This window comes from Rhodococcus sp. WY5, from assembly GCF_018588185.1.
Lineage (GTDB): Bacteria > Actinomycetota > Actinomycetes > Mycobacteriales > Mycobacteriaceae > Rhodococcus_F > Rhodococcus_F qingshengii.
Genome location: NZ_JAAMPR010000001.1, coordinates 4,869,772 through 4,894,297, shown reverse-complemented (window position 1 = coordinate 4,894,297; position 24,526 = coordinate 4,869,772). Strand labels below are relative to the sequence as shown.

Genomic DNA, 24,526 nt, shown 5'->3' with positions numbered 1-24,526 from the left:
GAGGAACTGATGGCGACGCTCGCCGACCCGCTCGATCGGCTGCTGGGAAAGAAGACCGCGGACGCGCTCGACGAGGCATTCGAGATCCGCACCGTCGAGGACCTGCTGCGTCACTACCCACACCGGTACGCGTCGGCAGGCAAGGAACTCGCCGAGAAGGAGCCGCCCGAGGGTGAGCACATCACCATCATCGCGCGGGTGGCGTCGGCCGCCGTCGTGAAGATGAAGAACCGTCCGGGGCAGATGTTGCGAGTATCGCTGGCGACTGATTCGCAGACCGTCGACGTCACGTTCTTCAACCCGCAGAAGGTGCGGCACGTCATCAAGCCCGGCGTTCGGGCGATGTTCTCCGGGACGGTGAAGTACTTCCGCGGCAAGTGGTCTCTCACTCATCCGAGCTACCTGATTCTCCCGGAACCTCGTGTCGGCGAAGAGGATTCGGTAGTTCCGCTTGCATCCATCAAGGGAGCCGGTGACCTTGCGGGCCTGGCTCGCGCAAATCAGGATCCCGGCGCCGAACTCGATCTGTCCGTCTTCGACCGCGCGTTGATCCCGCTGTACCCGGCGACCCGCGAGGTCGAGAGCTGGACCATCATGCGGTGCGTGCGGCAAGTGCTCGACCAACTCGATCCGATCGAGGAGCCGTTGCCCGCCGAGACTCGGGCCGAGCACGGATTCATCGGTTTGGACGAGGCGCTGCGCACCGTTCACCTGCCAGATACCAAGGAAGACATCGAACGAGCACAGGATCGTCTGCGTTTCGACGAGGCGCTGTCTCTGCAGTTGGTCCTCGCGATGCGTCGTCACGACAATTCCGAGCGTGTGGCTCCGGCCTGCGCTCCGGTCGCCGGCGGGATCGCGGACCAGTTCGAGGAGATGCTCCCGTTCACTCTGACGGAGGGACAGCAAGCAGTCGCGGAGGAGATCTCCACCGACCTTGCCCGCCCACACCCGATGAGCCGCCTTCTTCAGGGCGAGGTCGGGTCAGGCAAGACGATCGTGGCTCTGCGCGCGATGCTGCAGGTCGTCGATGCGGGTTATCAGTGCGCGTTGCTCGCGCCCACCGAGGTCCTGGCAAATCAGCACGCGCGATCACTGCGCAAGATGATGGGCTCGCTGGCTGCAGGTGGTGAACTCGGTTCTGCCGAACATTCCACCCGTATCGCCCTTCTTACCGGCTCGCTGCCAGTCGCTGCGAAGCGCGCAGCTCTGCTCGAAGCCGTGACCGGCGACGCCGGGATCGTCATCGGTACCCATGCGCTCATTCAGGACAACGTCGAGTTCTTCAACCTCGGCATGGTTGTCGTCGACGAGCAACACCGCTTCGGCGTCGAGCAACGTGATCAGTTGCGATCACGTGCCCGTGAAGGACTGAGTCCGCATCTGCTGGTGATGACGGCAACGCCGATTCCGCGAACCATCGCCATGACCGTGCTCGGCGACCTCGAGGTCTCGACCCTGCGAGAGCTTCCACGTGGGCGAACCCCGATCAAGAGCAGTGTCGTGCCCGCGAAGCAGAAGCCGCAGTGGGTCGATCGCGCATGGGAACGAATCCGTGAGGACGTCGCCGACGGCCGTCAGGCGTATGTCGTGTGCTCGCGGATCGGTGACGGCGAGCAGGGTGCAGGCGAAGATCAGTTCACCGAGGAGAAGCAGCCCGAGACCAAGTCGGCGGTCGACGTCTTCGAAGAGCTGTCGAGTGGTCCGCTGGGCGATCTGCGAGTCGGGTTGCTGCACGGTCGACTGCCTTCCGACGAAAAGGACGTGGTGATGAGCGCGTTCAACGTCGGTGACATCGACGTCCTCGTCTGTACGACCGTTGTCGAAGTCGGTGTCGACGTTCCGAACGCGACGGTGATGGTGATCGTCGACGCCGAGCGGTTCGGCGTCAGTCAGCTCCATCAGTTGCGTGGCCGCGTCGGTCGAGGGAAACACCAGGGACTGTGCATCCTCGTCACCGGAAGCAATCCCGGGGGGCCGGCGTACGAGCGGCTCTCGGCGGTGGCAGCGACCAACGACGGGTTCGAACTGGCTCAACTCGACCTCGCGACCAGACGTGAAGGAGACATCCTCGGTGCGGCGCAGTCGGGCACAACCTCGAATCTGCGGCTGCTTTCCCTCATGGCCCATGGAGACATCCTCGAGTCCGCCAGGGAGTTCGCTCAGGGAATCGTCGACTCCGATCCGTCGCTCGACGGTCATCCCGCCCTCGCTTCCATGGTGACCGCTGCCCTGGACTCCGACCGGATCGAGTACCTCGAGAAGTCGTGAAGGGTATGACGACAAGCTGAAATCGAATAGCACGAGGACCGCCGGGTTGGTTTCTCGATTCAGTCCGAAATATGAGACTCCGCATGTAGACGCAAGATGAAATCGGGGTAGTTTTCTCGAATGTTCTCCAAAGTGCTCGTCGCGAACCGCGGCGAAATTGCGATCCGTGCCTTCCGCGCCGCCTACGAACTAGGCGCCGGAACCGTCGCGGTGTTCCCGTACGAGGATCGGAATTCGATCCACCGTCTCAAGGCAGACGAGAGCTACCAGATCGGGGAGAAGGGTCACCCCGTTCGCGCGTATCTCTCGGTCGAGGAAATCGTCGCCGCCGCCAAGAGTGCCGGAGCCGACGCCATCTACCCCGGTTACGGCTTCCTCTCCGAGAACCCGGACTTGTCGGCGGCGTGTGCCGAGGCAGGCATCAAGTTCGTCGGCCCGTCCGCCGAGATCCTCGAGTTGACCGGAAACAAGGCTCGGGCCATCGCAGCGGCAAAGGCCGCCGGTCTCCCGGTGCTCGCGTCTTCGGAGCCGTCAGCGGACATCGACGAGTTGCTCGCAGCCGCCGAGGACATGACCTTCCCGCTCTTCGTCAAGGCTGTCGCAGGCGGCGGTGGGCGCGGAATGCGCCGTGTTGCGGAGCGCTCACAGCTCAAGGAATCGATCGAAGCCGCAGCGCGCGAAGCGGAATCGGCCTTCGGCGATTCGACGGTCTTCCTCGAGCAGGCCGTCATCGACCCCCGGCACATCGAAGTGCAGATCCTCGCCGACGAGCAGGGCAACGTCATCCACCTCTTCGAGCGTGACTGCTCGCTGCAACGTCGCCACCAGAAGGTGATCGAGCTCGCTCCGGCGCCCAATCTCTCGGAAGAGTTGCGCGCCAAGATCTGTGCCGACGCCGTCGCCTTCGCGAAGGAGATCGGATACACGTGCGCGGGCACCGTCGAGTTCCTTCTCGACAAGCGCGGCAACCACGTCTTCATCGAGATGAACCCGCGAATTCAGGTCGAGCACACCGTCACCGAAGAAGTGACGGACGTGGACCTGGTCCAGTCGCAGCTCAAGATCGCGTCCGGTTCGACGCTTGCAGAACTTGGTCTGTCACAGGAGACGATCAAGCTTCGCGGCGCGGCGCTGCAGTGCCGCATCACGACCGAGGATCCGGCAAACGGATTCCGCCCGGACACCGGCCGTATCACCGCGTACCGCACCCCGGGCGGAGCCGGTATCCGCTTGGACGGTGGCGCCACACTCGGCGCCGAGGTCGGAGCGTACTTCGATTCCATGCTGGTCAAACTCACTTGTCGCGGTCGCGACCTAGAAGCCGCTGTGGCGCGAGCTCGCCGCGCGGTCACCGAGTTCCGCATTCGTGGTGTCTCGACCAACATTCCGTTCCTGCAGGCGGTTCTCGACGACCCGGACTTCCGGGCCGGACGCGTGACAACCTCCTTCATCGAGGAACGTCCTCAGCTGCTGACTCTGCGTTCTTCGGCAGACCGCGGCACGAAGATCCTGACCTACCTCGCGGATGTGACTGTCAACAAGCCGCACGGGGAGCGTCCCTCGGCGGTGTACCCGCAGGACAAGCTGCCCAAGATCGATCTTTCGACACCCCCTCCTGCCGGTAGCCGTCAGCGCCTGCTCGAACTCGGACCCGAAGGTTTCGCGAAGGCACTGCGTGAGCAGAAGGCCGTCGGCGTCACCGACACCACCTTCCGTGACGCGCACCAGTCGTTGTTGGCCACGCGAGTTCGAACCAGCGGACTTCTCGGAGTTGCCGGGCACGTTGCGCGGTTGACGCCGGAACTGCTCTCGATCGAAGCCTGGGGCGGCGCGACCTACGATGTGGGACTTCGCTTCCTGCACGAGGATCCGTGGTACCGGCTTGCCGCACTGCGCGAGGCGATTCCCAACATCTGCCTCCAGATGCTTCTTCGCGGTCGAAACACGGTGGGCTACACGCCGTATCCCGAAAAGGTCACGCGTGCATTCGTTCAGGAAGCCACCGACACCGGCATCGACATCTTCCGAATCTTCGACGCGCTCAACAACGTCGACCAGATGCGCCCTGCCATCGACGCGGTGCGTGAGACCGGAACGGCTCTCGCCGAGGTGGCGTTGAGCTACACCGGCGATCTGTCGGATCCGAACGAAACGCTGTACACGCTCGACTACTACCTGAAGTTGGCAGAAGAGATCGTCGATGCGGGCGCTCACGTGCTCGCGATCAAGGACATGGCGGGCCTACTGCGCGCTCCGGCGGCCACCAAGCTCGTGACGGCGCTACGCAGCAACTTCGATCTTCCGGTTCACGTCCACACGCATGACACCCCCGGTGGACAGTTGGCCACGTATTTCGCCGCGTGGCAGGCGGGCGCCGACGCAGTCGACGGTGCTTCGGCGGCACTGGCCGGAACCACCAGTCAGCCTGCGCTCTCGGCCATCGTTGCCGCCGCTGCGCACTCCGAGTTCGACACCGGACTGAACCTGCAGAACGTGTGCGACCTCGAACCGTACTGGGAGGCGCTGCGAAAGGTGTACGCGCCGTTCGAATCCGGACTGCCGGCGCCGACGGGACGTGTGTACACGCACGAGATTCCGGGCGGCCAGCTCTCCAATCTCCGGACCCAGGCCGTTGCTCTCGGTCTCGGCGACCGGTTCGAAGAGGTCGAAGCCAAGTACGCCGACGCGGACCGCATGCTCGGGCATCTCGTGAAGGTGACGCCGTCGTCGAAGGTCGTCGGCGACCTCGCCCTCCACCTTGTCGGCGCCGGCGTGCCTTCGGAGGAGTTTGCCGCAGATCCGGCGAAGTTCGACATTCCCGACTCCGTGGTGGGCTTCCTGCGCGGTGAACTCGGTACGCCTCCCGGTGGTTGGCCGGAACCGTTCCGCAGCAAGGCACTCGAAGGACGTGGCCAGGCCAAGCCCGAAGCGACGTTGTCCGCTGAGGACGAGGTGCTGCTCGAGGGCTCGTCGAAGGACCGTCAGGCGACGCTGAATCGTCTGCTGTTCCCCGGCCCGACAAAGGAATTCCTCGAACACCGCGAGAAGTACGGTGACACGTCGCGGCTTTCGGCGAACCAGTTCTTCTACGGTTTGCGGCGCGGCGACGAACACCGCGTCGAGTTGGCTCCCGGCGTAGAGCTGATCATCGGTCTCGAAGCGATCTCCGAGCCCGACGAGCGCGGCTACCGCACTGTCATGTGCATCCTGAACGGCCAATTGCGCCCGGTCTCGATCCGCGATCGCTCCATTGCCAGTGACGTACCGGTGGCGGAGAAGGCCGACAAGAACAACCCGGGCCACGTGGCGGCACCGTTCGCGGGCGTCGTGACGCTCGCGGTGAAGGAAGGCCAGAAGATCGAGGCCGGCGACACCGTGGCCACGATCGAAGCAATGAAGATGGAAGCGGCGATCACCTCGCCGCGCACCGGCGTCGTCTCTCGGATCGCGATCAGCGCCGTCCAACAGGTCGAGGGCGGAGACCTGCTGGTAGTCGTCTCGACGGGGGAGAGCGCCGCAGAGTGACACGCATCATCTCGGGACTCGCGGGCGGTCGACGCCTGCGAGTCCCGCCGAGCGGCACCCGTCCGACGTCGGATCGGGTTCGTGAGGCGCTGTTCAGTGCTCTCGAAGCGCGCATCGATCTCGAAGGGTGCGCGGTTCTCGACCTCTTTGCGGGTTCGGGTGCTCTCGGCCTCGAGGCGCTCTCGCGGGGAGCCGAGCACGTTGTTCTCGTGGAATCGGATGCCAAGGCTGCTGCCGTCATCAAGGCGAACATCGGCACTGTCGCGTTGCCTGGGGCGACGGTTCGCGCAGCTCCGGTTGCGGCCGTGGTCTCGGGTCCGAGCGCGCGTGAATACGACATCGTGATCGCGGACCCACCGTATGCGGTGACCGACGAGGCCGTCGTGTCCATGCTCACCGATCTGCAGACCAACAAATGGGTGGGGGAGGGCACGATCGTGGTACTCGAACGATCGTCGCGCTCGCCGGAGACCGTGTGGCCTCAGGGCTACGAGCCGATCAAGGCCAAGAACTACGGTGAAGCCCGCATCGAGCTGGCCACCTGCTACGGTCTGGACTCATGACTGGCGCCGTCTGCCCCGGATCCTTCGACCCTGTGACCAACGGTCACCTCGACGTAATCGGAAGAGTTGCTGCGCAATTCGACGAGGTCGTGGTCACCGTGCTGATCAACAAGAGCAAGCGTGGCATGTTCACGATCGACGAGCGGATCGAGATGCTCGAAGACGCGACGAGTCACCTGCCCAACGTTCGCGTCACGTCGTGGCACGGATTGTTGGTCGACTACGCGAAACAAGAAGGTCTCAGCGCGATCGTCAAGGGTCTGCGCGGCGCGAACGACTTCGATTACGAGCTGCAGATGGCTCAGATGAATCAGAAGCTCACGGGCGTCGACACACTGTTCGTCGCCACGAATCCGACGTACAGCTACCTGTCGAGTTCTCTGGTGAAGGAAGTCGCGACTTTCGGCGGCGACGTCTCCGACATGTTGCCGGCCAAAGTGCATTCTCGGCTACTCGCACGTATCGCCGAGCGAGCAGCCGAAAACAGCTGATCCCCGACACACCGACCACGACGACACCCCGTTGGCCGTTCTTCCGGCAAACTTGGACAGGAACGGGCACAGGTCCGAGTGGACCGGTGACGATGTGGGCCGATTTCGGCCGGTAGAGATTGGGGTTGCTTGTGTACCGCGTATTCGAGGCACTGGACGAACTGGTCGCAATTGTCGAAGAGGCGCGCGGTGTTCCCATGACCGCAGGGTGTGTTGTGCCTCGCGGTGACGTACTCGAGCTACTCGACGACGTCCGGGACGCAATTCCGAGCGAGCTGGACGACGCTCAGGACGTCCTCGATCATCGCGACAAATTGGTCGGTGACGCGCGAGCAAACGCCGAGAAGACGGTCAGCAGCGCCAATGCCGAGGCAACCTCGACTGTGGAGAACGCACGCGACGACGCCGACCGGATTCTGTCCGATGCCAAGGCTCAGGCCGATCGCATGGTTGCCGAAGCGCGTGCGCACGCCGATCAGTTGGTCGAGGACGCCGAAGCAGAAGCGGAACGGACCGTCACCGACGGCCGTCGTGAGTACGAGGCCGTCACCGGACGGGCGCGTGCCGAGGCCGATCGGATGATCGAGTCCGGCCAGGCCTCGTACGAACATTCGGTGGCGGAGGGAACGGCGGAGCAGGCTCGTCTGGTGTCGCAGACCGAGGTTGTCCAGTCAGCTCACGCGGAATCCGCGCGAGTGATCGACGCCGCTCATGCCGAGTCCGACAGGATGCGTTCGGAGTGTGACCTGTACGTGGACACCAAGTTGGCCGAGTTCGAAGAGTTCCTCACCGGAACGGTTCGATCGGTCGGGCGTGGTCGTCAACAGCTTCGAACGGGTTCGGGGGTTCCCGACTACCAGGACGACGATCGTCGTTCCGAGCGGCGCCGATAGAGCAGACAAGTCAGTCGAGGGTGGGTCGTCCGATATGGGGCGGCCCACTTTTTCGTGGATCGAATTGGGATTTGCCTTGTAGCTGCCGTATTGTGGAGTGGTTGCCCATACCAGTTTCAACAGTTAGGTGAGTTCTCTTTGTCAACGCATCGTCGTAGTTCGTCGCATCAGTCAAGTGATGCGGGATTTTTGCTGGACACGGTCAAGCTCGGTCGTCGTCCAGGGTCGATGCGTACCGTCGAGAGAACAATTCAGTCCCCGAACCGTATCGGTCTCGATCTGATCGCGATCGAAGCGGGCGCGGACATAGATCTCGATCTTCGTCTCGAAGCAGTGTCCGAAGGCGTTCTCGTCACCGGAAACGTGCACGCACCCACCAAGGGTGAATGCTCGCGGTGCCTTGAACCTTTCACCGACACCGTGGACATCTATCTCACGGAGTTGTTCGCTTACCCGGACAGCACCACCGAGGAGACGACGGAAGAGGGAGAGGTCTACGCGGTCGAAGACGACGAAATCGACCTCGAACCGGTCATCGTCGATGCAGTCGGGCTGGCGCTTCCGCTCCAGCCTCTGTGCAGTGACGATTGCCTGGGATTGTGCTCAGAATGTGGCATTCGCCTGGCGATTGCGGAATCTGGGCATGGGCATGACATACTTGATCCTCGCTGGGCTGGTCTCGCGGCCAAATTTGGCGTGGAATCAAACACCAGCGAAAATCTTGTGATCACCGAAGCCGAGGAGAAGTAGAAGTGGCTGTCCCCAAGCGCAAAATGTCGCGATCCAACACGCGGTCGCGTCGTAGCCAGTGGAAGACCACTGTGCCCACCCTCGTTACCTGCCCCAACCGTGGCTGTGGCGAGCAGACCCTTCCCCACATCGCATGCCCGTCATGCGGTACTTACAAGGGCCGCCAGGTAACCGCTGCTGTCTAGTTCTCCCCGGAGAAAGACTATGACGAGCGAAAATACAGTTTCAGCCGCCGGCGGCGAGGGTAATCACGACAAGCTCCTCGCCGCTGTCGGCGTAGATATAGAGCCCGGTCTTCTGACCCTGGCTCTCACGCACCGCTCGTACGCGTACGAGAACGGCGGACTGCCCACGAACGAGCGCCTCGAGTTCCTCGGGGATTCCGTTCTCGGCGTCACGGTGACCGAAAATCTCTACCTGTCCCACCCGGACAAATCCGAAGGTGATCTGGCGAAGATCCGTGCCAGCGTGGTCAACATGCATGCACTCGCCGAGGTTGCCAGGACTCTGGGTGAAGGTGGACTCGGAGCACACCTGCTGCTGGGTAAGGGCGAGGAAATGACGGGCGGCCGTGACAAGCCGTCCATTCTCGCCGACGGTATGGAGTCGATTCTCGGCGCCATCCACCTGCAGCACGGCATCGAGACTGCGCGACGCGTCGTCCTCGATCTGTTCGACGATCTCCTCACTCGCGCACCGCTTCTGGGCGCGGGTCTGGATTGGAAGACGAGTCTGCAGGAACTGACCGCAGAACACGGTGCCGGAGTTCCCGTTTACGAGATCACCGCCACCGGACCCGATCACGACAAGGAATTCACGGCCACCGTTCTCATCAGTGGCAAACCCTTGGGTGTCGGTGTCGGTCGTTCCAAGAAGGAAGCCGAGCAGAAGGCAGCAAGTTCGGCATGGAAGACGATGTCGGAGAATGCCGCTGCTACCGCAGTCGCTGCTGACGACACGCCTGATCTTGCCGGCTGAGTTCACTCTTGCCTGAGCTTCCCGAAGTCGAAGTCGTTCGCCGCGGCCTACAGTCTCATGCTGTAGGTGCGGCGATCGAGGCCGTCGAGGTACTCCATCCCCGCGCGATCAGGCGCCACATTCTCGGTTCCGAGGACTTGATCGGCCAACTCACCGGGCAGACCATCGCTTCGGCAGAGCGTCGCGGCAAGTACCTGTGGCTGGTTCTCGAGCCTGCCGGTGTCGGACTGGTGGTTCATCTCGGGATGAGCGGACAGATGCTGGTCCAACCCCCGACAGTCGACTGGGAAAAGCACCTACGCATTCGGTTGGCCCTCGATTCCGGGGCCGATCTTCGATTCGTCGATCAGCGGACCTTCGGTGGCTGGTCGATTTCACCCCTCGTCGAGGTCGACGGAACGATGCTGCCCGAGTCGGTGGCGCACATCGCTCGCGATCCCATGGATGCGGCGTTCGATCTCGAATCCGTCGTGAAAGTCCTGCGGGGCAAGCACACCGAGATCAAGCGCGCGATTCTCGACCAGACGGTGGTCTCCGGAATCGGAAACATCTACGCCGACGAATCATTGTGGCGCGCCAAGATTCACGGCAACCGCATCGCCGAAACGCTTACCAGGCCCAAACTTCGAGAACTGTTGACCGCGGCACACTCGGTGATGGGTGAAGCGCTCGATCAGGGCGGTACGTCCTTCGACGCGCTGTACGTGAACGTCAACGGGGAATCGGGCTACTTCGACCGGTCGCTGTCGGCGTACGGGCAGGAAAATCTCCCGTGCCCGCGATGCGGCGCGCCGATCAAGCGTGAGAAGTTCATGAATCGATCGTCGTTCAGTTGCCCGCGGTGCCAGCCGACCCCGAGGGCACGGCGAATCGCCTAGGTCTCCCGCTCCTTCGGTTCGGCGGAGTGGCAAGATTGCGTCATGGCTGAACAGACTCCCGACACCACTGCAACCGCCCCGGCTCACACGGAGCTTTGGGTCGAACGAACCGGAACCCGCCTCTACACCGGCAAGAGTTCGCGCGGCGCAGAGGTTCTCATCGGCTCCGAATCGGTGCCAGGAGTCTTCACGCCCGGCGAACTCCTCAAAATTGCACTGGCCGCATGCACGGGGATGAGCTCCGACTTCCCGATCTCGCGCCGGCTCGGTGACAACTACGACGCGACGGTCCGAGTGTCCGGAGCCGCCGATCGTGAAAACGAAGTCTATCCGCAGCTCGACGAGGTCCTCGAGCTCGATCTCAGCGAGTTGGATGCCGAGGCACAGCAGCGCCTCATCACTCTCGTCGAGCGTTCCGTGGACAAGGTATGCACGGTCGGGCGCACGCTCAAGGCCGGAACCAAGGTCACTCTGTCGTTCGACACGGAAGCCTGATGTTCCGCGCCGGCAGCGTTGTCGCTGCGATCGCACTGGGTTCCGTTGTGGCGCTGAGTGCTCCGGCACAGGCCTCGGTCCCGGCCGACGGCTCGGACGGTGGTTGCGGCACATGGACGTCGAGCGTCGTGGCGACTGGTGCCGGAATGCTCGAGAACCTCGAATTCGACGGCAACGGATCGATGGTGTTGTCGCAGTCGGCTCTGATCGGGCCGGGTGCACTGCTGAAAGTAGCGCCGGACGGAACACGGACAACTTTGGTCGGTGACGTCACCGGACCTGGCGGTCTGGTCGCGCGTGAGGGATCCGTGTACTTCACCACGGGCAACTCGACTGTCTCGGGACTGTTCGGAATCGCCGACGGCAGCCTCCGCAAGGTCGATGTCGCAGATGGGTCGGTGACAACGATCGCCGACGGTCTGGTGATGCCGAACGGGCTTGTGCAGCTGGACGATAACCGTTTCCTCACTGCCCGCACACTCACCAGGCCGGGGCTCACGGTCGTCAACAGTGACGGAAGCAGTTCGATCGTTCGTGAAGACCTCGGCACCGTCGACGGCCTCGCACGCTCCGGTTCGACGATCTACGTGAGCACGACCTTCGACATGGTCACCGCCGTCCACATCCTCGACGCAAACGATCTGGGCGGGCCGGTGCGAACGATCACGCTCCCCGGGTTCGGTCCGGCAAACATGGCGGACGATCTGACCGTCGGACCGGACGGCGCGTTGTACGTCGCATTCAATGCAGGCGGCAAAGTTGTTCGCGTCGATCCGGATTCGGGATCTTCGTGTGAGATCGCCTCGGGTCTGCCGTTCACATCTGCGGTCAAGTTCGGCGCCGGACCGGGCTGGGATCCCAACGCGCTCTACACCACCGGATTCCTGGGTGACGTTCACCGTCTCGAACGTGTGGCGGGCTGAGCGTCATGGCTGAAGCAGCGCCTGTGCGGTTGACGGCGTGGGTTCACGGATACGTTCAAGGCGTCGGGTTCCGGTGGTGGACCAGGGCCCGCGCACTCGAACTCGGATTGATCGGATATGCGTCCAATCAGCGTGACGGTCGAGTGCTCGTCGTGGCGGAGGGCGAACGCACGCAGCTGGAGCGATTGGTGGAGCTGCTGCGCTCGGGTACTACCCCAGGCTCGGTGGATCTCGTGGTCGACAGCTGGGACACCGCCAGGGGCGACCTGACAGGGTTCGTCGAACGCTGACCTGTTTGGCGGTAAAGTTTCCCCCCATGCACCTCAAGAGTCTGACACTCAAGGGATTCAAATCCTTTGCGTCGGCAACGACTCTTCGGTTCGAGCCGGGAATTACCTGTGTGGTCGGCCCGAACGGCTCGGGTAAATCCAACGTCGTCGATGCGTTGACCTGGGTGATGGGCGAGCAGGGCGCCAAGGCCCTGCGCGGCGGCAAGATGGACGATGTCATCTTTGCCGGCACCTCCGGCCGCGCGCCGCTGGGCCGCGCCGAGGTGACCTTGACCATCGACAACGCCGACGGGGCGCTCCCGATCGAGTACTCCGAGGTGTCGATCACGCGCCGCATGTTCCGCGACGGCGCGGGGGAGTACGAGATCAACGGCTCGTCCTGCCGTCTGATGGACGTCCAGGAACTGCTCAGCGACTCCGGCATCGGCCGCGAAATGCATGTCATCGTCGGGCAGGGACGGCTCGCCGCGATCCTCGAATCCCGTCCCGAAGATCGACGCGCCTTCATCGAAGAAGCCGCGGGAGTCCTCAAACATCGCCGCCGCAAGGAAAAAGCGATGCGCAAACTCGATTCCATGCAGGCCAATCTCGCTCGCCTCAGTGACCTCACCGCGGAACTGCGTCGGCAACTCAAACCGCTGGGACGCCAAGCCGAGGTTGCTCGGCGAGCACAGACGGTCCAGGCTGACCTGCGTGATGCAAAGATGCGTCTGGCCGCTGACGATCTGGTGACCCGTCGAAACCAGTTGAACGACCAGGCGCAGGACGAGAAAGCGGCCCGTGAACAGCACAACCAGGTGGCGGCTGCGCTCGACGAGGCCAACCTCGAACTCGGGCGCCAGGAGCAAGCTCTCGCTCGTCTGACTCCGGGATCGGAAGCCGCTGCGCAGAGTTGGTTCCAGCTTTCCGCGCTTGCCGAACGCGTCAACGCCACCGTGCGCATCGCCCGCGAGCGTGCGCGTCATCTCGACTCCGAACCTGTCGGCAACCGCGGCCAGGACCCGGACGAGATGGAGGCGCGCGCCGAACGTCTTGCTGCCGAGGAGGCCGAACTCCTCGAAGGCGTCGAAATCGCGCGAGCGGCGTCGGAAGCTGCTCGGGACCAGCTCGCAGCCACCGAAGATGCTGCAGCAGAAGCGGAACGGGCGCACATGGCGGAAGTTCGTGCCGTCGCTGACCGCCGTGAAGGTCTTGCTCGACTCTCCGGTCAGGTCGACACTCTGCGTACCCGCGTCGAATCCGTCGACGCGGAAGTGTCTCGGCTGACCGAGGCGATCGACGAGGCTCGTCTGCGTGGCGATGCCGCACAGGCCGAGTTCGACACGGTGCAAGAAAGCATCGGGGACCTCGACGCCGGTGAAGTCGGCCTCGATACCAATCACGAACGCGCCATCGAGGCTCTCGAGATGATCGACGCGCGCGTCGAAGAGCTTCGTGAGGAAGAAAAGACGAGCGGGCAACGCATCGCTTCGCTCCGGGCGCGCATCGAGGCACTGTCGATGGGTTTGCAGCGCAAGGACGGTGGCGGCTGGCTGCTCGAACACCGCGGCGACGACGGCATCACCTCGCTGGTCGGATTGATTCACGTCGAACCCGGCTACGAGGCCGCGATCGCTGCCGCGATGGGGCCGGCGGCGGACGCCGTCGTGGCGCAGTCGCTGGACTCTGCTCGCTCCGCTGTCACAGCACTGGCCGATCAGGACGGTGGACGTGCATCACTGATCGTGAGCGGTGAACCGGCGATCAAGCGCGAGGCCGAGATCGCGCCGGGTAGTCGTCCGGCCGTCGACGTCATCGACTGCCCTGACGAGTTGCGTGCCGGATTGACCGCCATCCTCGATGGCGTCGTCCTGGTCGAGACTCTCGATGACGCGATTCGAGTTGTTGCTGACCACAAGGGAATTCGCGCAGTGACGCGTTCCGGCGATCTGCACGGTTCGGGGTGGATGATCGGTGGCTCGGATCGGCAACCGAGCACGCTCGAGGTGCAGGCGGCGATCGACGCGTCAGCAGCGGAACTGGCGGCAACGGAGAGCCGATCCGAGGAACTCGACGCGGCGCTGTCCGGCGCTCTGGCCGAACAGGCCGCTCGACGCGAGACCGCGGAGCAAACTTTGGCCGCGCTCAACGAGTCGGACGCTGCCATGTCCGCCATCTACGAGCAGTTGGGCAGATTGGGGCAGGCAGCACGAGTCGCCCACGCGGAATCCGAGCGGTTGACCGCCCAGCGAGTGCGTGCCGAGGAGGGCCGCGGTGAGTCGCTGACAAAGCTCGCGGATCTGGAGGAACGTCTGCGCGTCGCCGAAACCGACGGCAGTGCACCGGGACACGGTGCGGAATCGACCGCTGCCGATCGCGAAATGGCCGCAGCATCGCTCGCCGAAGTGCGCATCGTCGAAATGGATGCTCGCCTTGCCGTGCGCACCGCCGAAGAGCGTGCGGAATCCGTACGCGGAAAGGCCGATTCGCTTCGGCGTGCGGCCGCCGCGGAACGAGAAGCGCGGATTCGCGCCGAGCGGGCTCTGCGCGCCAGAGCGCACGCTGCGGAAGTTGCAGCTGCCGTCGCCGAGTCGGGACAGCGCGTGGCGGCCGAACTCGAGACCGTCGTCGCCGCGGCTCTTGCTCACCGCGACGAGTTGGCTCGGGCCCGCACCGAGTGCACGGCCAAGCTGGATCAGGTCCGCGAGATAGTCCGAGCACTGACCGGACAACTCGCTTCGCTCACCGACGCCGTCCACCGCGACGAGGTAGCGAAGGCACAGGCAGCGCTGCGCATCGAACAACTCGAGGAGTCGATCCTCGATCAGTACGGTATCGGCCTCGACGATCTGATCGCCGAGTACGGACCCGAGGTCGAACTGCCGCCGACCGCTCTCGAAATCGAGGAGTACGAGCAGGCCAAGGAGCGTGGAGAGCAGGTCACCGCCCCCGCTCCGCTTCCGTACGACCGCGCGACTCAGGAACGGCGCGCCAAGCGAGCCGAGAAGGACCTCGCCACCCTCGGCAAGGTCAATCCGCTGGCGCTCGAGGAATTCGCAGCTCTCGAGGAGCGGTACACCTTCCTCTCCACTCAGCTCGAGGACGTCAAGACCGCACGCAAGGACCTTCTTGCTGTGGTCGCAGACGTTGACGCACGAATACTGCAGGTGTTCACCGAGGCCTATGCCGACGTCGAGCGTGAGTTCGTGGGAGTGTTCGAGAAATTGTTCCCCGGGGGAGAAGGGCGGCTGGTCCTCACCGATCCCTCGGACATGCTCACCACCGGCATCGAAGTCGAGGCGCGTCCGCCCGGTAAGAAGGTCAAGCGGTTGTCGTTGCTGTCGGGCGGCGAGAAGTCGTTGACCGCGGTGGCCATGCTGGTCGCGATCTTCCGGGCACGCCCGTCCCCGTTCTACGTGATGGACGAAGTCGAGGCGGCGTTGGACGACACCAACCTGCGGCGGCTGATCGGACTCTTCGAACAATTGCGGGAGAAGTCGCAGTTGATCGTGATCACTCACCAGAAACCGACGATGGAAATCGCCGATGCGTTGTACGGCGTCAGCATGCGCGGCGACGGCATCACCACCGTGATTTCGCAGCGACTTCGCGGTCAAGACATGGCCTCGACGTAAGCCCTGCTCACTTTCCGGGTCGGAGCCTGAAACAATGGGCCGGTGACTACCCAGGCTTGGATCATCATCGCGGCTGTAGCGGCCGTACTACTCGTCGTTCTCGTTGCCGGATTCCTGCGCTACCGCAAGGGGCAGGTATCGCTGAAGGCGCCCGAGACGAAGCCGGAGCTCGGCGCCCCCGAGAAGGACAAGTCAGGCGGCTACAAGGCCGGTGGCGGGTTCAACTTCAGTCAGGGGTCGACGGCAACGGCGCCACCTCCGGTGGTTCCGACACCGCCGGTCGCCGAGAAGCCGCCCGTCGTCGAAGAACCTGTCGTCGAAAAACCGATCGTCGAAGAACCGGTTGCGGAGAAGCCGGCCGTTGTCGAGGAGCCGGTTGTCGAGGAGCCGGTTGTCGAAGAACCCGCTGTTGTCGAGGAACCGGTTGTCGAAGAGCCGGTAATCGAGAAGCCGGTCGTAGAAGAACCAGCGGTAGCAGAACCTGTTGTCGAAGAACCTGTCGTTCCCGAACCTGTCGTCGTTCCCGAACCTGTCGTCGTTCCCGAACCCGTCGAGCCTGCACCGCGCGTGCTGGACGAGATCGACCCGACCGAGGGTCGGTTGGACCGACTGCGCGGGCGCCTTTCCCGCTCGCAGTCAGCAGTCGGCAAGAGCTTGCTGGGTCTGCTCGGTGGCGGCGATCTGGACGAGGACTCGTGGGAAGAAGTCGAGGACACCCTCCTCATCGCGGACCTCGGCTCCGCGACCACGGAAAAAGTCGTCACGAAGCTTCGTGAGCAGATGGCGGCCCGCAGCGTCCGGACCGAGGCTGCCGCCCGCGCCCTTCTGCGCGAGGTGTTGATCGCCGAACTGCGTCCCGAACTGGACCGCTCCATCCGCGCATTGCCGCACGATGATCACCCGGCTGTTCTGCTCGTCGTCGGCGTCAACGGGACCGGCAAGACAACCACCACCGGCAAGCTGGCTCGCGTGCTCGTCGCCGACGGTCGTCGCGTCGTGCTCGGTGCCGCGGACACGTTCCGCGCCGCCGCCGCCGATCAGCTCCAGACGTGGGCCGAGCGTGTCGGCGCTGAAGTTGTTCGTGGCAAGGAGGGTGGCGATCCCGCTGCGATTGCCTTCGACGCGGTCTCACGGGGCATCGCGGACGGCGTCGACGTGGTCCTGATCGACACCGCCGGCCGTCTGCACACCAAGACCGGTCTGATGGACGAGCTCGGCAAGGTCAAGCGGGTTATCGAGAAGAAGGCCTCGGTCGACGACGTTCTGCTGGTTCTCGATGCGACGGTCGGCCAGAACGGATTGGCGCAGGCTCGAGTGTTCGCGGAGGTCGTGGACATCACCGGCGTCGTACTGACCAAGCTGGACGGAACCGCCAAGGGCGGAATCGTCTTCCAGGTTCAGCATGAACTGGGTGTGCCGGTGAAGTTGGTCGGCCTCGGTGAAGGTGCCGACGACCTGGCGCCGTTCGAGCCGGGTGCGTTCGTCGACGCCCTCCTGGGCTGACGCCCCCGTGCGCCTTTTTGGTAGCGCGAACTACCAAAAAGGCGCACAGGGTCGGTAGAACCCCCTGGCGAAACCTGTTTGCAACAAAGTTGGGCAATTGGTTCACGTCTGCGAAACGCGACAGCGCCATGGACGAAACACCAGCCCAGCACTCTTCTCCTTAACGACGTGCTGCCCGGCACGTGCGACTAGGAGGTAGTAAGTGAGTACCGACGATTTGTTGGCGAACTCCGGTAACGCCGCATGGATGCTGATGGCTGCATCTCTGGTCTTGCTGATGACACCCGGCCTCGCTTTCTTCTACGGCGGGATGTCTCGGTCCAAGTCCGTCCTGAACATGATGATGATGTCCTTCGGGGCCATGGCCGTCATCGGCGTCATCTACGTTCTGTGGGGATGGTCGATGTCCTACGGCACCGAGAACATCGGGGGCATTTTTGCCAACCCGTTCGAGTTCTTCGGCCTCAAGAACAGCATCACCGATGCTGACGGCAACTTCATCGCCGGCGCCTGGGGCTACCCCAACGTCATCGACATCGCGTTCCAGGTGACATTCGCGATCATCACCACCGCCCTCATCAGTGGTGCCCTGGCCGAGCGGGTCAAGTTCGGCACCTGGCTCCTGTTCTCGGGTATCTGGGTCACCGTCGTCTACTTCCCGCTCGCACACATGGTGTGGGGCGGCGGACTCCTCTCGGGTTCCGAGGACGGCATCGCGGCAAAGCTCTTCGGCACCACGGTCAACGACGACGGAGTCACCGTCGCCAACGTCGCTCCGATCGACTTCGCCGGTGGCACAGTCGTTCACATCAACGCGGGTATGGCCGGTCTGGTCCTCGCACTCATCGTCGGCAAGCGTCTCGGCTTCGGCAAGACCGCCTTCCGTCCGCACAACCTGCCCTTCGTGATGCTCGGCGCCGCACTCCTCTGGTTCGGTTGGTTCGGCTTCAACGCCGGCTCGGCATTCGCCGCCGACGGTAACGCCGGTCTCGCCTGGGTCAACACGACCACCGCGACGTGTGCCGCAGTCCTGGCCTGGCTCGCTACCGAGCGTATTCGTGACGGCCACGCCACCAGCCTCGGCGCAGCTTCCGGTGCGGTCGCCGGTCTGGTCGCCATCACCCCTGCTGCCGGTGCGCTCAACCCGGTCGGTTCCATCTTCCTCGGCGCAGTAGCCGGCATCCTGTCCGCTCTCGCTGTCGGCCTGAAGTTCCGCTTCGGCTTCGACGACTCGCTCGACGTCGTCGGTGTTCACCTTGTCTCCGGCCTGTGGGGCACGATCGGTATCGGATTCTTCGGCACCGCAACCGGCCTCTTCTACGGCGGCGACTACAAGCAACTGGTGGTTCAGATCGTGATCGCACTCGCAGCACTCGTCTTCACCGGCGTTCTGACGACGATCATCGGCTTCGCACTCAAGCCCCTGGGCTGGCGAATCTCGGCCGAGGACGAGGCACGCGGCATCGACGAGACCGAACACGCAGAGACCGCATACGACCTCGCGTGATCAGCACGTGATTAAAGTGAATTCAGGCACTTCAGAGTTTGGAAAGGGATGAGCACATGAAGCTGATCACAGCAATCGTCAAGCCGTTCACGCTCGAGGACGTCAAGACCGGACTCGAGCAGGCCGGAGTGCTGGGTATGACAGTCAGCGAAGTTCAGGGCTACGGCCGACAGAAGGGCCACACCGAGGTGTACCGAGGCGCGGAGTACTCCGTGGACTTCGTACCCAAGGTCCGGGTCGAGGTCGTCGTCGACGACGCGGCCGTGGACAAGGTGGTCGAGGTGATCGTCGAGGCCGCTCGAACCGGCAAGATCGGTGACGGCAAGGTGTGGGTTTCGCCAGTCGAGTCGGTCATCCGGGTTCGCACCGGGGAACGCGGTGGCGATGCACTCTGACCCGAAAGGGTCCGAGAACTTCGGCCCTGGTTCCGTCGCGAAAGCGACGGGGCCAGGGCCGGTCTCGTCAGGGGGATCCGACGAAGCTGCGGACCTGGCCCGCGCACGCAAGGCCCTACTCACCGGAGGCGTCAAGAACAGGAGGCTCGACGCCCCCGCGCTGCGACATGCACTGGTCGATCTGCACGAATTCTGGTTGACCACCAAGGGGACCGAACTGGGCATCAAACCGGATTGTGGGTTTGCCATCGTCGCCGTGGGTGGTCTCGGCCGACGCGAACTGCTGCCGTATTCCGATCTCGATCTGATTCTGCTGCATGACGACATGGACCCAGCAGTCGTGGCCCAGGTCGCGGACAGCCTGTGGTACCCGCTGTGGGACGCGCACATCAAACTCGACCACAGCGTGCGGACGCTTCCGCAGGCGCTTCAGGTTGCGGCCACCGACATGACGGCAGCACTCGGAATGCTCGAAGCACGCCACATTGCCGGCGACGTGGAGCTGAGCAACTTGTTGATCAGTGGTGTCCGACGACAGTGGCGCATGGACATCCGCAGCCGATTCGACGAATTGATCACCCAGACCCGTACGAGGTGGGAGCGCAGCGGCGAGATCGCCCATCGCGCCGAACCGGATCTCAAGAGCGGTCGTGGCGGGCTGCGTGACGTCCAACTGCTCAACGCCCTGTCCATCGCGCAATTGACCGACGGGATGCCGGGGCTGGGACCCAACTCGCCCGGCGGCGGTCTGGCACTTGCGCACAGGCGGTTGCTCGACGTGCGCACCGAACTTCACCGCGTTGCCGGTCGCGCCCGCGACCAACTGCGAGCACAGGACGCCGACGAGATCGGTGCGGCGCTACGGATCGGTGATCGATTCGATCTGGCCCGCCTTCTCAGCGAATCGGCGCGCACCATCAGCTATTCGGTCGACGTCGGTATCCGTACCGCCGGAAACTCCTTGCCCCGGCGTGGTTTGTCGCGGCTGCGTCGCGCGCCGGTGCGGCGGCCACTGGACGAGGGCGTCGTCGAGCATGCCGGCGAAGTAGTTCTGGCGCGCGATGCGAGACCGAAGAAGGATCCCGGTCTGGTGATGCGGGTCGCGGCAGCGGCGGCCACCAACGGCATGCCGATCTCCGCGTCGACGCTCAATCGCTTGGCAGACAATGCCCCCGAACTGCGTGAGCCGTGGCCGAAAAATGCAGTCAACGATCTCTTGGTCGTGCTGGGTTCCGGATCGCGTGCGGTTCCGGTGATCGAGGCGATGGACCGGACCGGGCTCTGGGGTCGACTCCTGCCGGAGTGGGGGACCATTCGCGATCTTCCGCCGCGCGACGCCGTCCACACGTGGACGGTGGATCGGCACCTGGTCGAAACCGCCGCGTATGCAAGCGGATTCACCACTCGCGTCGCTCGGCCGGATCTGCTCATGCTCGGTGCGTTGATCCACGACATCGGGAAGGGGCGAGGGGGAGACCACAGCGTCGTCGGTGCCGAATTGGCCACCGCGATCGGAAATCGCTTGGGACTCTGGCCTTCCGACGTCGCGACGTTGACGGCGATGGTGCGATACCACTTGCTGTTGCCGGAAACCGCCACCCGTCGCGACCTCGACGATCCGGCAACCGTGCAGCGAGTGGTCGACGCACTCGAGGGAGACGGGACCCTTCTCGATCTCCTGCATTCGTTGGCGGAAGCGGATTCGCTGGCCACCGGGCCTGGTGTCTGGGGCGACTGGAAGTCGTCGTTGATCGGCGAGCTGGTGCGTCGTTGTCGTTTGCTGATGGCAGGGGAGGAGCTCCCCCAACCCGATCCACTCGCTCCCGAGCAATTGGCCATCGCCGAGGAGGGCGGGGTTCACGTCTCGCTCGTTCCGGCCGAGAATGCGCACACCTACGTCGTGACCGTCATCGCGCCCGACGCTCCCGGGCTGCTGTCTCGGGCTGCCGGAGTTCTGGCGCTGCAGTCGTTGCGGGTGCATTCCGCATCGCTGGGGTCGCATGCAGGTTCGGCGGTCAACTCGTTTGTCGTGACGCCGAGGTTCGGCACACCCCCGCAGGCGGTGCTGCTCCGGCAGGAATTGATCCGGGCTTCGGCCGGTGAACTGAATTTGCTCGAACTTCTCGACGCGAAGGACGAGGAGGCACGGGCAGAGCAGTGGGACGACCCGATCCAGACCAACAAGGATTCCGCGGTTCCGGTGCTCTATGCGCAGGCGCCACCGCGGGTCATCTGGTTCGACGCGCCCGGTGACGGTCAGGCGATCCTCGAATTGCGTACCGAGGACCGCGTCGGCCTGCTCTGCCGACTGGCCGCAGCACTCGAACACAGTGGAGCCGACATCCGGTGGGCGAAGGTCGCCACCTTGGGTTCCTCGGTGGTCGACGCGTTCTGCCTCGACTTCGGTGAGGCCGATACCCGCGCGGCGCGAGAGCGCGTCGAGGAGGCGGTGCTGGCGGTGGTTCCGGTGCCACAACCCAAGAAGAAAGAGGATTGACGGACCGGTTTCGGCAGTTACGCCCGCATCGGCTGGGATCGGTGCGGGCGTAGCGGCTAGGCTGGTGCCCGAGAATATCCACGGCTAACTCGCACGACCTTCAGGAGCGCACTCGGTGTTCGAATCCCTTTCCGACAGATTGACCGGATCTCTCAAGGATCTGCGTGGCAAGGGTCGTCTGTCCGGCGCCGACATCGACGCTACGGCCCGCGAGATCCGCCTTGCCCTGCTCGAGGCCGACGTAGCGCTTCCCGTAGTGCGCAGCTTCATCGCCAAGATCAAGGAACGCGCCAAGGGCGCCGAGGTCTCGGGTGCACTGAACCCGGCTCAGCAGGTCGTCAAGATCGTCAACGAAGAGCTTGTCGAGGTTCTCGGCGGCGAAACTCGTCGACTGCAGTTCGCCAAGACTCCGCCGACGGTCATCATGTTGGCCGGTCTGCAGGGTTCCGGTAAGACCACGCTGGCCGGAAAGTTGGCCAAGTGGCTCAAGGATCAGGGGCACACGCCCCTCCTCGTCGCCTGTGACCTTCAGCGTCCCGGCGCCGTCACTCAGCTTCAGATCGTCGGTGAGCGTGCGGGCGCGGCAGTCTTCGCGCCGCATCCCGGTACCTCCATCGGCGGCGGCGAGAACGCACTGGGCGTGTCCGCAGCCGACCCCGTCGAGGTCGCCCGCGCCGGCGTCGAAGAAGCACGCAACAAGCATTACGACGTCGTGATCGTCGACACCGCCGGTCGCCTCGGTATCGACTCGGAGCTGATGGCGCAGGCCGCCGGTATCCGTGACGCCGTCAACCCGGACGAGACCATCTTCGTCCTCGACGCCATGATCGGTCAGGACGCGGTCAGCACGGCCGACGCGTTCCGTGAGGGAGTCGGCATCACCGGTGTCGTCCTCACCAAGCTCGACGGCGACGCCCGCGGTGGTGCCGCGCTGAGCGTCCGCGAGGTCACCGGCCAGCCGATCCTCTTCGCGTCCACCGGCGAGAAGCTCGAAGACTTCGACGTCTTCCATCCCGATCGCATGGCCAGCCGGATCCTCGGTATGGGCGATGTCCTGAGCCTCATCGAGCAGGCCGAGCAGGTTTTCGACGCCGATCAGGCCGAAGCGACCGCAGCGAAGATCGGTTCCGGTCAGCTCACCCTCGAAGACTTCCTCGATCAGATGATGGCCGTCCGCAAGATGGGCCCGATCGGCAACCTCCTCGGTATGTTGCCGGGTGCCGGCGGCATGAAGGACGCGCTGGCCAACGTCGACGAGAAGCAACTCGATCGCATTCAGGCCATCATCCGCGGTATGACGCCGGCCGAGCGCGACGATCCGAAGATCATCAACGCCTCACGCAGACTGCGCATCGCGAACGGTTCGGGCGTCAAGGTTTCCGACGTCAACCAGTTGGTGGACCGTTTCTTCGAAGCCCGCAAGATGATGGCTGCCATGGCCGGCCGTATGGGTATGCCCGGCGCGCGTAAGCAGGTTCGCAGCAAGAGGGGCAAGAAGGGCAAGAAGGGCGGCAAGGGCCCGACGCAGCCCAAGATGCGCGGAGGATTCCCCGGCATGGGCGGATTCCCGGGTATGCCCGGCGGAATGCCGGCCGGTATGCCCGACCTGTCGAACATGCCCAAGGGTCTCGATCAGTTGCCGCCCGGACTGGAAGGCATCGATCTCTCCCAGCTCAAGCTGCCCAAGAAGTAGTCGGTGGCTGCGCTTCATCTGCGGGGTATCGGTCTGCCCGATGCCGAGCCGATCGAATTGTGGATCGTCGACGGGCTGATCTCCTTCGAGCCGGTGTCCGGTGCGGAGACGATCGTCGAATCGGGTTGGATCACACCGGGTCTCGTGGATGCGCACTGTCACGTCGGTATCCGCTACGGCGGTGGCGGCGGCGAAACCGTCGACGGCTTGCTGGGGCAGGCGAAGACCGAACGTGACGCGGGCGTGCTGTTGCTTCGTGACGCCGGATCGCCGGTCGACACCAGGTTCATCGACGAGCGCCTCGATCTGCCGCGGATCATTCGCGCAGGCCAGCACATCGCAGCACCGAAGCGGTACATCCCGGGCCTGCCGGTCGACCTGGACGACGAATCTCAGTTGCCGGCCGAGGTGGTGCGTCAGGCACGCGCCGGTGACGGTTGGGTCAAGCTCGTCGGGGACTGGATCGATCGTTCCATCGGTGACCTCGCCCCGTTGTGGAGCGACGAGATTCTGGTCGAGGCCATCGCTGCCGCCCATGCCGAAGGCGCAAGGGTCACCGCTCACGTCTTTGCCGAGGATGCTCTGCCCGGCCTGATCAACGCCGGCATCGACTGCATCGAGCACGGCACCGGATTGACGGACGCAACCATCGAGTTGATGGTCGCTCACGGCACGGCCTTGGTTCCGACGCTGATCAACATCGCAACTTTCCCCGAGATCGCGGACTCCGCCACGCGGTATCCGATCTACGCGGCGCACATGCGGGATCTGCATGCTCGTCGACATCGGACGATCGGTGCCGCTCACGAGGCCGGGATTCCGATCTATGCCGGAACGGATGCCGGCGGATCGATCAGGCACGGGCGGATCGCCGACGAGATCGCCGAACTCGAAGTTGCCGGTTTGACGGCGCATCAGGCGCTGGGCGCAGGCTGCTGGGACGCGCGGAGTTGGTTGGGTGCGCAGGGGATCGAAGAAGGAGCGCCCGCCGACCTGGTGGTTTATTCCGAAGATCCGCGCGGAAACCCCGATGTGCTCGCGAAGCCGATGCGTGTGATCCTCCGCGGAACCCCCGTGAGCGGTTAGGGAGTCCCCGCTCTCTCGAAGCGCGCACAGGGTGGTTTCCGAACGAGCCCACCCATCTGGCACAATGGACCATTGTTCGTCGCAACCGGTTACGTACCGCTGCGACGGTCACAGGATAGAGGCAAAACCGGGCTCACAAATCGTGTGGGTCGCTGAATTGCACGTGACATGCGC

The 24,526-nt window shown here is 64.0% G+C and carries 19 protein-coding genes; all 19 read left to right on the top strand.

All coding sequences use genetic code 11. The features are described 5' to 3' along the window. Window positions 1-9: 9 nt before the first annotated feature. The 19 genes from recG to G4D79_RS22470 all read left to right on the top strand — a co-directional run bounded on the left by recG (window position 10) and on the right by G4D79_RS22470 (window position 24,352). Window positions 10-2,271: an ATP-dependent DNA helicase RecG gene (gene recG, locus G4D79_RS22560; RefSeq protein ID WP_214514404.1), complete on the top strand. Its 2,262-nt coding sequence runs from the start codon at window positions 10-12 to the stop codon at window positions 2,269-2,271. A gap of 120 nt (window positions 2,272-2,391) precedes the next feature. Next, window positions 2,392-5,796, top strand: a complete 3,405-nt coding sequence (locus tag G4D79_RS22555; RefSeq protein ID WP_214514403.1) for a pyruvate carboxylase — start codon at window positions 2,392-2,394, stop codon at window positions 5,794-5,796. After that, window positions 5,793-6,359, top strand: a complete 567-nt coding sequence (gene rsmD / locus G4D79_RS22550; protein WP_214514402.1) for a 16S rRNA (guanine(966)-N(2))-methyltransferase RsmD — start codon at window positions 5,793-5,795, stop codon at window positions 6,357-6,359. Before G4D79_RS22555 ends, rsmD begins: the two co-directional genes overlap by 4 nt. Continuing rightward, the gene (gene coaD / locus G4D79_RS22545; RefSeq protein WP_003942776.1) at window positions 6,356-6,850 is read left to right on the top strand and encodes a pantetheine-phosphate adenylyltransferase; all 495 of its coding nucleotides are present in this window, start codon (window positions 6,356-6,358) and stop codon (window positions 6,848-6,850) included. Before rsmD ends, coaD begins: the two co-directional genes overlap by 4 nt. 131 nt (window positions 6,851-6,981) lie before the next feature. Continuing rightward, the gene (locus G4D79_RS22540; protein WP_003942696.1) at window positions 6,982-7,743 is read left to right on the top strand and encodes a DivIVA domain-containing protein; all 762 of its coding nucleotides are present in this window, start codon (window positions 6,982-6,984) and stop codon (window positions 7,741-7,743) included. Window positions 7,744-7,932: 189 nt separating this feature from the next. Next, a complete protein-coding gene (locus tag G4D79_RS22535) occupies window positions 7,933-8,493 on the top strand; it encodes a DUF177 domain-containing protein (protein ID WP_007729319.1) in 561 nt (186 codons plus the stop codon). A gap of 2 nt (window positions 8,494-8,495) precedes the next feature. Continuing rightward, window positions 8,496-8,678, top strand: a complete 183-nt coding sequence (rpmF, locus tag G4D79_RS22530) for a 50S ribosomal protein L32 (RefSeq protein WP_007729318.1) — start codon at window positions 8,496-8,498, stop codon at window positions 8,676-8,678. Between the two features lie 19 nt (window positions 8,679-8,697). Next, entirely contained in the window at window positions 8,698-9,471 is a 774-nt protein-coding gene (gene rnc, locus G4D79_RS22525) for a ribonuclease III (protein ID WP_003942759.1), read from the top strand. An 8-nt stretch (window positions 9,472-9,479) separates the two neighbouring features. Continuing rightward, on the top strand, window positions 9,480-10,349 hold the full coding sequence (mutM, locus tag G4D79_RS22520) for a bifunctional DNA-formamidopyrimidine glycosylase/DNA-(apurinic or apyrimidinic site) lyase (RefSeq protein WP_003942752.1): 870 nt from the start codon (window positions 9,480-9,482) through the stop codon (window positions 10,347-10,349). A 42-nt stretch (window positions 10,350-10,391) separates the two neighbouring features. Continuing rightward, entirely contained in the window at window positions 10,392-10,844 is a 453-nt protein-coding gene (locus G4D79_RS22515) for an OsmC family protein (protein WP_003942740.1), read from the top strand. Then, complete coding sequence (locus tag G4D79_RS22510) at window positions 10,844-11,767, top strand: SMP-30/gluconolactonase/LRE family protein (protein ID WP_050656643.1); 924 nt, start codon at window positions 10,844-10,846, stop codon at window positions 11,765-11,767. The genes G4D79_RS22515 and G4D79_RS22510 overlap by 1 nt, the downstream gene beginning before the upstream one ends. A 5-nt stretch (window positions 11,768-11,772) precedes the next feature. Then, complete coding sequence (locus G4D79_RS22505; protein ID WP_037130369.1) at window positions 11,773-12,057, top strand: acylphosphatase; 285 nt, start codon at window positions 11,773-11,775, stop codon at window positions 12,055-12,057. A 26-nt stretch (window positions 12,058-12,083) separates the two neighbouring features. Further along, window positions 12,084-15,671, top strand: a complete 3,588-nt coding sequence (smc, locus tag G4D79_RS22500) for a chromosome segregation protein SMC (RefSeq protein ID WP_214514401.1) — start codon at window positions 12,084-12,086, stop codon at window positions 15,669-15,671. A gap of 42 nt (window positions 15,672-15,713) precedes the next feature. Then, on the top strand, window positions 15,714-17,174 hold the full coding sequence (ftsY, locus tag G4D79_RS22495; protein WP_214514400.1) for a signal recognition particle-docking protein FtsY: 1,461 nt from the start codon (window positions 15,714-15,716) through the stop codon (window positions 17,172-17,174). A gap of 247 nt (window positions 17,175-17,421) precedes the next feature. After that, complete coding sequence (locus G4D79_RS22490; RefSeq protein WP_042450902.1) at window positions 17,422-18,681, top strand: ammonium transporter; 1,260 nt, start codon at window positions 17,422-17,424, stop codon at window positions 18,679-18,681. 56 nt (window positions 18,682-18,737) lie between these two features. Continuing rightward, entirely contained in the window at window positions 18,738-19,076 is a 339-nt protein-coding gene (locus tag G4D79_RS22485; protein WP_003942772.1) for a P-II family nitrogen regulator, read from the top strand. Further along, a complete protein-coding gene (locus G4D79_RS22480) occupies window positions 19,066-21,573 on the top strand; it encodes a [protein-PII] uridylyltransferase (protein ID WP_003942689.1) in 2,508 nt (835 codons plus the stop codon). Before G4D79_RS22485 ends, G4D79_RS22480 begins: the two co-directional genes overlap by 11 nt. A gap of 115 nt (window positions 21,574-21,688) precedes the next feature. After that, complete coding sequence (gene ffh, locus G4D79_RS22475; RefSeq protein WP_081557714.1) at window positions 21,689-23,266, top strand: signal recognition particle protein; 1,578 nt, start codon at window positions 21,689-21,691, stop codon at window positions 23,264-23,266. A 3-nt stretch (window positions 23,267-23,269) separates the two neighbouring features. Then, the gene (locus G4D79_RS22470; RefSeq protein ID WP_058038619.1) at window positions 23,270-24,352 is read left to right on the top strand and encodes an amidohydrolase family protein; all 1,083 of its coding nucleotides are present in this window, start codon (window positions 23,270-23,272) and stop codon (window positions 24,350-24,352) included. Window positions 24,353-24,526: the final 174 nt, after the last annotated feature.

What these genes read in the sequence shown, in the direction of transcription:
- recG (WP_214514404.1), top strand. Translation starts at nt 10, where the DNA reads ATGGCGACGCTCGCCGACCCGCTCGATCGGCTGCTGGGAAAGAAGACC.
- G4D79_RS22555 (WP_214514403.1), top strand. Translation starts at nt 2,392, where the DNA reads ATGTTCTCCAAAGTGCTCGTCGCGAACCGCGGCGAAATTGCGATCCGT.
- coaD (WP_003942776.1), top strand. Translation starts at nt 6,356, where the DNA reads ATGACTGGCGCCGTCTGCCCCGGATCCTTCGACCCTGTGACCAACGGT.
- rnc (WP_003942759.1), top strand. Translation starts at nt 8,698, where the DNA reads ATGACGAGCGAAAATACAGTTTCAGCCGCCGGCGGCGAGGGTAATCAC.
- G4D79_RS22515 (WP_003942740.1), top strand. Translation starts at nt 10,392, where the DNA reads ATGGCTGAACAGACTCCCGACACCACTGCAACCGCCCCGGCTCACACG.
- G4D79_RS22510 (WP_050656643.1), top strand. Translation starts at nt 10,844, where the DNA reads ATGTTCCGCGCCGGCAGCGTTGTCGCTGCGATCGCACTGGGTTCCGTT.
- G4D79_RS22505 (WP_037130369.1), top strand. Translation starts at nt 11,773, where the DNA reads ATGGCTGAAGCAGCGCCTGTGCGGTTGACGGCGTGGGTTCACGGATAC.
- smc (WP_214514401.1), top strand. Translation starts at nt 12,084, where the DNA reads ATGCACCTCAAGAGTCTGACACTCAAGGGATTCAAATCCTTTGCGTCG.
- G4D79_RS22490 (WP_042450902.1), top strand. Translation starts at nt 17,422, where the DNA reads ATGCTGATGGCTGCATCTCTGGTCTTGCTGATGACACCCGGCCTCGCT.
- G4D79_RS22485 (WP_003942772.1), top strand. Translation starts at nt 18,738, where the DNA reads ATGAAGCTGATCACAGCAATCGTCAAGCCGTTCACGCTCGAGGACGTC.
- G4D79_RS22480 (WP_003942689.1), top strand. Translation starts at nt 19,066, where the DNA reads ATGCACTCTGACCCGAAAGGGTCCGAGAACTTCGGCCCTGGTTCCGTC.